A 13,455-nucleotide genomic window follows, 5' to 3' on the forward strand; every position below is an offset into this window, starting at 1 on the left:
GAATCAGCGCCTATTTTATTTTTTTATTTGTGTGCTTTCAAAACCTAATTTTGTTAAGCCATTTTTAACATCTTCATTCTGCATAAATAGTTTCCATAATAAGCCAGATCTGTAATTTTCAATCATAACCACCATCGGGCCTTGGTCGATACCTAAATATCTTTTTGGATACCAATTGTCGGTTTCAGAAAATGCATCATAAAAACCGTATTTACCCCAAACTTTATCACCTAAATCTTCATATAAATGTCTGATAACTTTTATCGATTCTTTGGGTGTGTAAGGAATGGAAGAAATTGCTGCGGTAGGAGAAATTACACCAAAATCTTCTTGTGGATTGTGCGCTGCATATCCTTTTACCGAATAGCTTGCAGTTAAGCCCCAATTATTGGTTCCATAACCTTTAAAACCTTTTGGATTTGCAACACAGTAATCATGAATGGCGAGGGTATGGTTTACATTATTTTCCCAATAATTTGCATATCTATCTTTCAATCCTTTTGGGTTTAAACCCAGATACGAATAATGGGCCCAAAATAAAGGTCCAGCACTGTTTTTTTGTCCTTGATAATCTAAGGTAAATGGGTGACCGTAAACTTTAAAATTGGCTTTAATCTCCCCATTTCTTGCCCAACCTTCGTGGTAAACTTCAGCCGGGATGGTATGGGTAGGGGATGATGCTGCCATAACGTACATAATTAAACATTCATTGTAACCCTTAACAGGAAAATTCATTTCCCAGGCATACTCTGGAGACCAATGCCAGTAAAGCACATTTTTGCCACCATCTCTATACCAGCTAAAATCGATACCTTTAAAAAGTTCATCAGCTTTGTTTGATAATGATTTTTCGGCAGCAGTTCCGTTTTTGTAATATTCTTTAATACAAATTAAAGCTTGAGCCACAAAAGAAGTTTCTACTAAATCGCCGCCATTATCTTTCTTTCCAAAAGGTCTAACTTTACCGGTTTCACCATACATCCAATGTGGCCATGCACCATGAAATCGATCTGCTTTCGCAAGAAAATCTAAAATTTGATTTAATCTATCTAAACCCTGTTTTTTGGTAACATAATTTCTATCTATACCGCTTAAAATTGCCATTAACCCAAACCCAGTAGCACCAGTTGCAACTGTGCTTTTATCATTTTCAGGATAAATGTTATCAGCATGATAACGCTCACGGCCAGCACCAGAAGTTGGTTCTGCACCATCCCAAAAATATTGGAAAGTTTGTTTTTGCACCACATCGAGCAATGCATCGTCAGTTAATCCCTTTTTTATTGCTGGAGCAGATTTTATTTGTTCAAATGTTTGCGCTTCAGTGCTGCATTGTATGCCTGAAGTAATTAAAATAACGAGAAGGATTCGGAATAGATATTTCATTTTTTGTGTAGAAGGTTACAGATTTGGACTACTAAAACCTAAATTTCGCATGCTTGCTTTCACTTCAGGCGCACTCATAAATAGATTCCAGATTAAGTTAGAACGATAGTTTTCTATCATTACTATAATAGGACCTTGGTCAATTGCCAGCGTTGATGATGCAAACCATTGATCTTGCAAAGAAAAAGCATCGTAAAAACCGTATTCACCCCAAGTTTTGTTACCAAGTTTATAGTAAAAATATTTTAAAGCCTGCATAGATTCTGTAGGTGTGTATGGGAAAGATGATAGGGCAGCTGTTGGCGCAATAACACCTACATCATTACCAGGAGCACTTGCAGTATATCCATTTTTGATATCACTTGCGGTTAAGCCCCAACAATTTTCTCCATAACCATAAAAGGCAGATGGATTTGCTTTACAGTAGTTGTAATTTATAAGCGTATGCGCTTTAGTTTGGGTTTCATAATTTGCATAGGCATCGGTTAAGCCTTTTGGGTTAATGCCCATAAATGAGTAATGAGAGAAAAATAATGGTCCGCCATTGGCTGGCCCCAATGGAAGCTGAACACCATAGTAAGTGTTTCCATTTTTCATTGCTCCATTTTGTGCCCAACCCGAATCGTAAACGGTTTTAGGTATGGAATAAGTAGGAGAGGCAGCAGCCATAACATAGGTAACCAAACATTCATTCCAACCTTTAACAGGTAAATTCATATCCCAATTGTAGTTGGGGCTCCAATGCCAATAAAGTGTGCTGCTATTATCTTTACGATACCAACTCCATTCCACACCGTTATAAATAGTATTTATGTCAGCCCTTAAAGTTGCTTCTGAAGCATCAGCACTATTAAAGTATTGTCTGGCTGTAATTAATCCAGCCATTAAATATGATGTTTCTACTAAATCTCCACCATTGTCTTTTGTACTGAACGGAATTACTTTTCCGGTATTTCCATCTAGCCAATGCGGGTAAGCACCATGAAAGCGCTCGGCAGTTTTTAAAAAAGCTACTATCTTTTGCATTCTTGCTAAACCATCAGCTCTGCTTATAAAATTACGGCTAACACCCGTAACTAAAGCCATTATGCCAAAGCCAGAGCCACCAGAAGTTACAGTGTTTCCTGAGGTATTTCTTTCGCGGGCCAAACCACTTGTAGGGTGACCAAAATCCCAAAAGTATTTAAAGGTTTGCTTTTGAACCAAGGTTAATAGTTCATTATCGCTAATGCGGGCGAATTTATCGGTATCATCTACCGCGGTTATTAAGTTAACTGCTACAGCACTTTGTAATTTGGCCCCAGTTTTAGAAACTAAACCTGTACCTGCAGTTAATGTATATTTTGTAATGGATTGTAATGCTGCGGTAGGCGTTATTACAATCGTATTATCGTTATTCTCTAAAGTTGAAGTATAAGCAACTGCTGTTCCACCTGCATCGGCAAGGGTTATGTTTCCATTTAAGGAAGATAAATTAATAGCAGATGAAAATGTGATTTTAACAACAGGGGCGTTGTTTAAGCCGTAATAAGTAAAACCATTAAAAGCCCCGTTTACTTTTAAATCGGAAAATGAAAATGAAGTAGGTGTCGGTGTTACCGGCGGATCTATCGGAGCGGGTGAATCACCTTTTTTGCATGATAATACAAAAAGAAGTAGCACTAAATAATATGGGAATATTTTTGTCATCATAGGAAATTAAAAAGGGCTGCCGTTATTGGCAACCCTTTATTTGTTTGTGCCGTTTAAAAGTTACGAGGCTTATTTACCTCTTCCTTCTAACTTAGCTAAGTATCCAACTTCTTCATCAGATAATGCTTTGTTAAAAATTTTAACTTCGTCTAACTGACCAATTAAATAGCTAGCCCAAGGCTCTTTAGAGTGACTTGTTGTTTGGCTAGGTGTAGTCATAAATTGAGTTGTGCCGAAAACCAGGTTGCCAGAGTTAACAAAATTTAAAGGCCCAGTAATGCCATCTAGTTTACCAGAACTTACTCTCGAGCCATTTACATAAACTTTTACAGTTGATGTAGTTTCATCGTAAGAAACAGAAAGTGCATTCCATTTGCCGAAGAAATTAACAACATTACTTGCTGTATAAGTTTTGTCGCCAGTTCCGTTATTAATAAATACAATTTTTAAAGTTGCGTTTTCATTCGTACTACCATTTTCTACAAAAATTTCTAAATTTCCCCAAAACTGAGATTTATTGGAAAGGCTAAACAAACCAATAATTCCATTTGATGGAGGTGGTGTGTTAACCCATTCTGTAATGGTGAAACTTTTTAAACTTAAAACCTTTGCAGAAGGCGCACTTAAAAAATAACTATCTGTGGCACCTTGCAACGACTTGCCTTTAATACCTGTTCCAAAAGTTGTACCTGTATTCGTTCCGGCACCATTTGATACACTATCAATTAAGCTTCCATCAAATGCCCAATATGCAGCTAAATTGCTTGGTGCAATTTGCTTTGCGCTATTAAATCCGCCGATGCTTAAAGCAGGAGCGTAGCTTGATGGTTCAAATTCTTTCTGGCAAGATGATAACCCCAAGGTTACAACAGATGCCATCAATAAAAAATATTTTGTTTTCATTTTTATTCAATTATCAATTAATAACCTGGGTTTTGAGTTAAGACACCTGCACTTTTATCAATTTCAGTAGATGGAATTGGCCAAACTTCGTTTTTGTTAGCTTTCCAACCTTTTGCACCAAAAACAGCAGCAGCACGACCTTGACGAACAACATCGAAATAACGATCTGACTCCATAGCTAATTCTACTTGTCTTTCTTTCTGAATTGCTGTACGTAATGCATCTTTATCAGAAGTAGTAATATCAGGTAAAACCGCAGCTACACCACCTCTTGCACGAGCACGAACACGGTTTAATGAAGTTCTTGCCAAGGCAGGGTTACCTTGTTCGTTAGCTGCTTCTGCATTCATTAATAAAACATCAGCAAAACGAATTACCCTAACATTTTGTTGGGCTCCTTCTGGAAAACCGGTTTTAATTAAACTAAATGGAACATACGATTTTTGGTTGTACATAGGGTTATCGCCAGTAGCCGAAATTGCATCACCTTGTGGCGTGGTTTCACCACGAAAAATAATTGTAGCGTCTCTTCTGGTATCACCTGTTTCATAAGCACTAGCTAAAGTAGCTGTTGGGTTATTAAATCCCCAGCCGCCAACACTTCCACGTACGCCTTGAACCTGGCTATATTGTGAAGTTGCAGAACCTGCAATAGTTTCTACAATTTCGCATTGAATTTCAAAAACAGATTCTACACTATTTTCATTATTTAAACGGAAACTTTGTTCGTAGTTCGGAACTAAGTTGTAGCCCATCGTCATAACGGTATTTGTATAATTAAGCACATCTGCCCATTTTTGTTGATACATGGCAACTTTCGCATGTAAAGCTAAGGCTGCGCCTTTAGTAGCTCTGCCCAAATCAATTGATGTATAGGTTTGTGGTAAAACTGCTGCAGCATCAACTAAATCTTTTTCAATAGCTGCATAAACTTGTGCTTTTGGTGTTCTCGGAATGTTAAATTCTGATGCATCTTTAGGAACAGATAAACGCAATGGCACATCGCCAAAAGCTCTAACCAACCTAAAATACGAATAAGCACGAACAAATTTAGCTTCAGCGATGTAACGAGCTTTTAAGTTTGCATCCATGCTAATTGCCGGAATATTATCTAACACCTGGTTACAAAGGTTAATGTTTTGGTATTGTCCAGTCCAAAAACCTTGTAATTGTCCTTCTGTTGATGTAACTGTAAAGTTGTCGTAGCTGTTTAAATAGCTAGCATCATTTGCAGAACTACCTTTTTCAGCATCATCACCTGCAATACTTTCTATAGCAAGGGCAGGGAAGGCTGTGTTTTCCCAGCTTCTTAAGTTACCGTAAATAGAGTTTACTGCTTTTGTAGCATCCTCTTGAGATTTCCAAAAGGTAAGTGCTGGTTGTTGTGCTTGAGGATCTACATCTAAAAAACTTTTTTTACATGCAGGTAATACTAAAAGACCAGAGCATAAAGCAAGTAATCCAATCTTTTGTATATAATTATTTTTATAATTTATTTTCATTGCTTTATTTATTAGAAAGTAACTTGAAGACCTAATCTATAAGTAGCCGATAAAGGGTAAACGCTGGCATCTATACCTGCATTTGTCGGAGTACCACCAATTTCTGGTGTAAAACCTTTGTAGCCAAATATGTTAATTGCATTTTGAGCATCAACAAAAACCCTTACCCTTTGCATTTTCCATTTGCTCATTAATACAGATGGCAATGCATAACCTAATTGAATATTTCTAACGCGGATGTAAGAACCATCTTCAACATAAAATGAATTTGGTGCAGCGTTAGTTGTTGAACCCACGTTAGCTGATGGATATGTGTTTGATGTATTTGGACCAGTCCATCTGTTATCGTAAAAATCTTTACTGAAATTCTCATTACCGAAACGATATGCAATGTTTGCATTGTAAACATCAACACCTGCAACACCTTGTACATCGATAGCTAAATCGAAGTTTTTGTAACCAAATGATGTATTTAAACCATAACTATATTTTGGATTTGGATTACCCAAAACTACACGGTCTTTTCCATCAATGATATTATCACCATTTTGGTCAACATATCTGAAATCACCAGGTTTAGCGCCAGTTTGTGCAGAAGCAGCAACTTCAGCAGCTGTTTGGAAAATTCCACCTACTTTGTATCCAAAAAATTCGCCAATTGCACCGCCTTGAATGGTACGGGTTGCTAAAGCACCGTTTGCAATACCAGCACCACCAGCATAAATTGGATTTTGACCGGTTACAACTGATAACACTTTATTGTTATTAATGCCAATGTTTCCACTGATTGAGTAGTTTAAACCACCTTCTGTTTTATCAGAATAAGTTGCTAAGAACTCAAAACCACGATTTTGAAAATCTGCTTGATTACCAACCAATGTTCCTGATGATGTACCAATTGAACTCAAAATAGGAATTTCGAAAATTGCTTGTTCAGTTTTTTTGTTGTAAACACCAGTTTCGATGCTTAAACGATTGTCTAAAAATCTTGCTTCAATACCGATATCTGTACCTGTTGTACGCTCCCAGTTTAAAAATGAAGGAACTAAAGAGTTAACATTTGCGCCAGTATAACCAACTCCGTTAAAGAAAGCTACAAGATTTCCACCTTGTGCAACAGTCAATGTTGTAGGGTTAACCGGTACACCTGCATTACCTACTTTACCCCAAGAACCTTTAAGCTTTAAATAATTAACAACTTTTTGGTCTTTCATAAAATCTTCATTGGTAACTACCCAACCAGCACCAACTGCAGGGAAGTAACCCCAAAGGTCGCCACCACCAAAGAATTGTGAAGCCGCATCACCACGAAGTGTTGCGTTTAACAAATATTTATCTTTAAATGAATAATTTACACGACCGAAGTATGAATTAGATGTTGATAAGGAACCACCATCTGTAATGGTACGCGTTGCTGCTGTTCCTAAAGAAAGATATAAATCGCCATCGCTTGTATTTGGTACATCAAATGCAGTTGCATTAATAAAGTAAGATTTTCTTCTTTGGGCTGTTGTACCGGCTAAAACAGTAATGCTGTGGTCGCCAAATGTATTTTTGTAAGTTAATGTATTTTCAAGAATCCAGTTTCTGGTTTCTGCTCTGTTAATTCTTAAAGTACTTTGTGTAGTTCTTTGACCTTGAGTAGCAGCATAAAGCGGTGTATAACCTCTAACTTCATTTTGTCCGAAATCTCCACCTGCACTTGTTCTAAAAGTAAAGTTTTTTAAGAAAGTTAATTCTGCATAAACATTTCCATTTATACGATAGTTTTTAGATTGCTGATTGTAAAAATCTAAAGTAACCTGAGGGTTAAAGTTATTTCCTCCACCTAAACTAAAATCATTTGCATCGCCATAACTTCCATCTGCATAATATACAGGAACAACTGGTCCTGCTGCATACAACTGGCGGAAAATACCACCATCGATATCATTTGAATTGATAGATGTACCAGAAACTGTATAACCAACTTTCAAAGGTTTTAATACCTGAAAATCGTTTGATAATTTAGCAGTATAACGTTTCCAATTTTGTGTCTTAACTAAACCATCTTCGTTTGTGTAACCTAATGAGAAATTATAAGTTGTTTTCTCTGTACCACCATTTACAGATAATTGATGGTTGGTTTGTAATGCATTTCTCAAAGCTTGATTGTACCAATTTGTACCTTCACCAAAAGATGATGGATTAGAAAATAATGGACTCGCACCGTTTGAGGCAGATAATTCGTTAATAATGGTTGCATACTCGGTTGCATTTGCCATTTCTACCTGATTGGTAACTGCTTTAAAACCGATTGAACCATTGTAACTGATTACAGGTTCGCCGGTTTTACCTTTTTTAGTTGTAACCAATACAACACCATTTGCAGCACGAATACCGTAAATAGATTGCGAAGAAGCATCTTTTAATATACTGATGTTTTCAATATCTGCAGGATTTAAGAAACTAATCTCGTCATACCAAACACCATCAACCACATACAAAACACCTGTATTACCGTAAATTGTACCAGTACCACGAATAGTAATTTGTGGAGATGAACCTGGCGCACCATTATTTGTAATGGAAACACCGGCAACTTTACCTTGTAAAGCACTAATTGGGTTAACGGAGGCTTGTTTAGAGATTTCTTCACCTTTTACTGTTGCTACTGACCCGGTAACATCAATTTTTCTTTGAGTACCGTAACCCACAACAACAACTTGCTCTAGCTGCTGAGAAGACGAAGCCAACTCTACATTTATGGTTGTTCTGTTGTTAACAGGAACCTCTTGTGTAGTATAACCTAGGTATTGGAAAACTAATGTTGCGTTTGCTGGTGCGCTGATGCTATACGCTCCTGAAGGATCTGTTTGTGTACCTATTTGTGTACCCTTAACCAACACACTTACACTCGGGATGGTGGATTTATCTCCGCTATCCATAACCCTACCTTTTACAGTAATGTTTTGTGCAAATGCTACGTTAATTGTAAGTAAACAAATTCCGACCAGAACAGAAATTCTTGTAAAAATTCTTTTCATGCTTATTAAATATTTAGTTAATTGTTAGGATAAATGTGAGGTTGTTTTTCTGCCTCTGCAAGGAATTCGACCTCTACATTAATACATCAAATGGAAAAGTGTAGTATCTCACTATACTATACCAAATGCCCAAATGGGCTGAAAACGCAGTTTTAGTGATTGTAACTGATTAATTACTGATACACAAGTGTACAATGTACACCAAGTGATTTGAAACTGCTTTATTTAAGCTATGAGAGGTAATGATGTAGTGTTAATTCTGTGTCAATACCCTTATACTATGATTCAGCGTGATTAAAGCAAACGTTGCCAATTTGTATTTACGACAAATTAAGGTGACTTTACAGCTCCATTAAGAATTCTGTAAGGTTTTTATCATGCGGTACGTTAAGTTTTTTACGCAATCTATATCGTCTAATTTCTACTCCTCTAAGCGTTATATTTAGTAAAGAAGACATCTCTTTACTGCTCATATTCATCCTTAAATATGCACAAAGCTTTAAGTCGTTTGGAACCAAATCTGGGTGGCCAATTTTAAGTTTTTTAAAGAAACTTTCGTGTGCTTCATTAAAACTATTTTCAAATAAATGCCAATCTCGCTCATCGTTCATTCCATCATTTATAACTTTCTGAATTTTGCGCAATTGATCGTCGGCTAATTTTTTTCCGTTCTCATCTTTAAGCTTCAAAATTTCTTCGCTTATTTTTTGAAGCAATTCATTTTTATAAACCAACGTCATAGCAGAATTGGCAAGTTCTCTATTTTTAGATGCGAGCTCCGCTTGAAGTTTTTCGGTTTGTAATTTATTTATCTGCTTCTCGTTTGCTTCCGATTCTTGTTTCAGAATTTCATCTTGTTCGGCTTTTAACCTTTCACTTATCTTCAAGCTATCGCGTTTAAGCTTTCTCTCGTAGATTTTTTTTCCAGCAATCATTGCTACTACAAACATAAAAGCATAAAATAATATTGCCCAATTGCTTAAATACCAAGGCCGAAGAATTCTAAATTCGAATGTGGTAATTTCACTTACAGTTGCATCATCTATTTTAGCCCTAACTCTAAATATGTATTTGCCGCTGCTTAAGTTTGTAAAATCTTTTTGCGTTGCATAACTCCAATCAGACCAATCATTAGAATAACCTTCTAAGTAATATTGAAACTTAACTTTAGCTTCACGATAATAGGGTAGTGAAAAAGAGATTCGAATGTTATTTCTATTGTTTTTTATATCGATTTCTGAACCGCTATTTCCATTTTCACTAATGATGGAATATTTATCAGTAATATCTTCAATGCGGCGAATTAAAACATTTTGATTTATTTTACTTAATTGGCCAGCCATATTTTGCCCGGCGTTGTAAAATACAAAGCCATCATCTACACTAATTAAATAAATAGAATTGCTTATTCGGCTAATGTTTTCATAATACTGAACCATCTTGCCATCGAGAATACTGAAACGATTAGAATCAATTGAAATTTTACCAGCCTGGCTAAAGTTGGCTAAAGCCGTTTTACCATGATTGATAAACCAATATTTTTTAGCACCTGCATTAATAATTTTATTTGAAGAAGCAAAAGAACCCAATGCGCTGTTAAGTACGTTATATTTTGAAAATCTATCGCTCAGGTTATCATAGGTAAAGAAACCAGAATTGCTGGCAAAAACAATTTTTTCTTCTAGGTTAAATAAGTTTAAATTGTAATTGCTCGGCAAACCACTCTTTTCATCATAGTATTTGTTAGAAATTACTGTGCTGTAATCGTTGCTTAACTTTAATTTGTACAAACCTTTATAAGCGTGACTAACCCAAATTTCACCTTTATTATCTTGTTCTACATACCTCGAAGGAACATTAAAATTTGCTATCTTTTTATAAAACTGCCACTTGCCTTGAGCATTTTTGTTAAACAAAAGTAAACCTGTATAAGTGCCTTGTATTAAAAAGTTTGGATTGCTGTTGAGTTTCTTAATTGTCCACCCGCCGCTGTAGGTTGTAATCTTCTCTATTTTATCGCCAATTACATTAAAAGTTCCGTTATTATGGCCGCATAAAAGTTGATCATCAATGATGTTTAATTCCCAAACCTGACCCTGAGAATTTGGAATAAGCCTAAAATTTAAAGTAGAAAATTGATTACTATCTTTCCATTCACTGTAAAATAAACCCTGATTGGTGCCTAGGTAAATTTTACCTTTAAAAATTACACTCGAATAAACAGTTCCAAAAACACCGGTTTTATCAAGATAAAAATAAAGTGGCGAGTTTAGTTCGATTCTATCAATTCCATTATCCAAACCCGCCCAAAGGTTTTGTTCATTATCACTATATAAACTTAAAACTGTGTTATTTTGTAATCCGCTTGATTTATTAACTCGCTGAATGATGTTTCCATTTTCATCTATAACAATAATTCCATTCAGGATGGTACCGTAAGCATAATATTTGTCTAAAATTTTGGCACCGTTATTTAATTGAAATGTAGATAAAAATGAGTTTGCTGGCGTATTAAATGGTATAAAAGTCTTCCCGTCGAATAGGAATAAACCATCTTTACCGGTGCCAATAATTAATGTATTTGCTTTAAAAGGTAAGATAGATAAAACACCTGTTTTGCAAACCACATCGCTACCAGGTATATATACTAGTTTATTGCCTTTAAGCTCGTAAAGCCCTTTATTTTCTACAATAAACCGATTGCCGATTTTATAAGAAAAAAGAAAATTGCTGGCATTTTTTAGGATGGAAATTTTCCCATTTACGTAGATGTATATCGTACTGAATGATTGGAAAATTATTTTATTGCCGTAAATATGAATTTTCCAAATTTCATCTTTTCGTGGGTCAGACTTTGGAATTAAATGTGTTAAAGAAGTGTATTGAAATTTATTTTGTTTGAAGGACCAATAGCCAAAATCGCCAAAACAGCCCGTGTAAATTTTTCCATTATCATCGGCAGCAACCGAGCGTACAATTTGGTTATTTGGCATTTTATATTTTTGCCAGTACCTACCATCAAAAGTTAAAAGACCTTCGGTATTACCGAAATACATTACACCGTTTTTATCTTTAGCAACGCTCCAATTTTGGTTACCAGATGCATAAACCGATTTAGAATAATTTTCTATATACGGTACACCAATACTTTTTATATCAGCGGCATGTGTATTTAAAGAAATGCAGATTAAAAATATAAGAATGCATTTTAGGTATGATTGCATGTAAATTTCAGTAAGCCTTTATTGTACAAAGTAATAAAAATAAAGGGAGATATTATTTTGTTTTATTTCTTGATGAAAGCGAAAAAAACCGCTAATAAAATAAGGCAAAAAGCAACAATATGATTCCAGGCAATTTTTTCTGTTTTAAAAAATAGTATTGTAAAAATTAAAAATACAGTGATAGATATTGCTTCTTGCGTAACTTTAAGTTGCATTAAACTAAAAGCACCACCATTTTCCTTAAACCCAAATTTATTAGCTGGTACCTGAAAAATATATTCGAATAACGCAATGCCCCAGCTTATTGCTATTATGGAAACCAACCCTAAACTTTTGCTCCAAGCCATTTCTTTAAATTTCAAATGGCCATACCAAGCTAACGTCATAAACGTGTTTGATATGATAAGAAAGAAAACGGTTAAAGCAGCTCGCATATTTAAATTTTTAAATAAACCAATTTGAACAGAACTTTGTTTCAAAGCTATTATTCAGCGAGTTCAGGTTTTTTGCTTACTGGCTGAGGTACTTTTACGTAGTATCCGGTTCCATCGTAAGGGCGTTTTCTTGGGTTAGCTGTACACTGTACAGAGCAACAACCTTGTAGCTTCTCGCCGCAATCATCGCATTGAGTAATGTGTTCGTTGCATTCAGGGTTGGCACAATTTATCATTTTTGGTGTTGTGGTTCCGCAATTGTAGCAAACAGATACAATTGTTGGGTTTACTTCATTAACATCAACTGCAATTCTGTTATCAAATACATAACATTTTCCATCAAAATCTTTCCCGCCGGCTTCTTTACCATATTTTATAATGCCTCCATGTAATTGATAAACATCATTAAATCCATGATGCAGCAATAAAGCTGATGCTTTTTCACATTTAATACCACCCGTACAATAGGTTAAAATTTTCTTGTCTTTGTACTTTGCAAGTTGATTTATCTGCTCTGGAAAATCCCTGAAGTTTTCTATATCGAGCGTTATGGCATTTTTAAATTTACCTAAATTGTGTTCGTAGTTAGAACGTACATCCAAAACAATAACATCATCATCATCTTTCATTTTCATGAAATCGACAGGCTCTAAATGTTTTCCGGTTTGCTTGTTCGGGTTGATGATTGATGTGTCTCTCAAACCAGAATGAACAATTTCTGATTTATAACGACAATGCATTTTTAAAAATGAAGGTTCTTCAACATCATCAATTTTGAATTCGGTTTTGGCAAATCTTTCATCGGCGTGAATGGCTTTCATATACGTCTCGCAAGCATCGGCAGTGCCAGAAACTGTTCCATTTAAACCTTCGTCGGCTACAATAATCCGCCCTACTAATCCTAATGATTTACAAAATTTTAAATGGTCTGCGGCAAATTGTTCCGCATTTGCTATGTAACTATAGCAATAGTAAAGTATGGTTTGATATTTTTTCATAACGCTGTTGATACCGTTGCAAACGGCGTTTAAAGCGAGGCAAAGATAAGGAAAAAGTTTTTAAGATTAGGGTGAGGTTGAGATCGAGGTTAAGGTTGAAGCTGAGGTTGAGGTTAAGATTGAGCAGAGATCGAGGTTGAGGATAAGTTTGAGAAATCAGAAAAGTATGGAATAATGCTATTAATTTTTCTTGTATAACTTAATAAATACTCCTAATATTCTTACTTAACCTCAATCTTGCTCTCAACCTCAGTCTCAGTCTTAGTCTCAATCTCAGTCTCAACCTTAGT

At 35.6% G+C, this 13,455-nt stretch carries 8 protein-coding genes; all 8 read right to left on the reverse strand.

Annotation, left to right across the window (positions count from 1 at the left end):
• Positions 1–15 precede the first annotated feature (15 nt).
• The 8 genes from ACFOWA_RS09470 to trhO all read right to left on the reverse strand — a co-directional run bounded on the left by ACFOWA_RS09470 (position 16) and on the right by trhO (position 13,165).
• On the reverse strand, positions 16–1,386 hold the full coding sequence (locus ACFOWA_RS09470; protein ID WP_378984458.1) for a glucoamylase family protein: 1,371 nt from the start codon (positions 1,384–1,386) through the stop codon (positions 16–18).
• A 15-nt stretch (positions 1,387–1,401) separates the two neighbouring features.
• The gene (locus tag ACFOWA_RS09475) at positions 1,402–3,078 is read right to left on the reverse strand and encodes a glucoamylase family protein (protein ID WP_378984461.1); all 1,677 of its coding nucleotides are present in this window, start codon (positions 3,076–3,078) and stop codon (positions 1,402–1,404) included.
• 69 nt (positions 3,079–3,147) lie between these two features.
• Positions 3,148–3,981, reverse strand: a complete 834-nt coding sequence (locus ACFOWA_RS09480; protein WP_378984463.1) for a LamG domain-containing protein — start codon at positions 3,979–3,981, stop codon at positions 3,148–3,150.
• Positions 3,982–3,998: 17 nt separating this feature from the next.
• Complete coding sequence (locus ACFOWA_RS09485) at positions 3,999–5,483, reverse strand: RagB/SusD family nutrient uptake outer membrane protein (protein ID WP_378984466.1); 1,485 nt, start codon at positions 5,481–5,483, stop codon at positions 3,999–4,001.
• A gap of 11 nt (positions 5,484–5,494) precedes the next feature.
• A complete protein-coding gene (locus tag ACFOWA_RS09490; RefSeq protein ID WP_378984469.1) occupies positions 5,495–8,509 on the reverse strand; it encodes a SusC/RagA family TonB-linked outer membrane protein in 3,015 nt (1,004 codons plus the stop codon).
• Positions 8,510–8,850: 341 nt separating this feature from the next.
• The gene (locus ACFOWA_RS09495) at positions 8,851–11,733 is read right to left on the reverse strand and encodes a triple tyrosine motif-containing protein (RefSeq protein WP_378984472.1); all 2,883 of its coding nucleotides are present in this window, start codon (positions 11,731–11,733) and stop codon (positions 8,851–8,853) included.
• 62 nt (positions 11,734–11,795) lie between these two features.
• Positions 11,796–12,167, reverse strand: coding sequence for a DMT family protein (locus tag ACFOWA_RS09500; protein ID WP_378984474.1), 372 nt, complete (start codon positions 12,165–12,167; stop codon positions 11,796–11,798).
• Between the two features lie 50 nt (positions 12,168–12,217).
• Positions 12,218–13,165, reverse strand: a complete 948-nt coding sequence (gene trhO / locus ACFOWA_RS09505) for an oxygen-dependent tRNA uridine(34) hydroxylase TrhO (RefSeq protein WP_378984476.1) — start codon at positions 13,163–13,165, stop codon at positions 12,218–12,220.
• Between the last annotated feature and the right edge of the window lie 290 nt (positions 13,166–13,455).

It is taken from the genome of Pedobacter lithocola (assembly GCF_042650845.1).
GTDB lineage: Bacteria > Bacteroidota > Bacteroidia > Sphingobacteriales > Sphingobacteriaceae > Pedobacter > Pedobacter lithocola.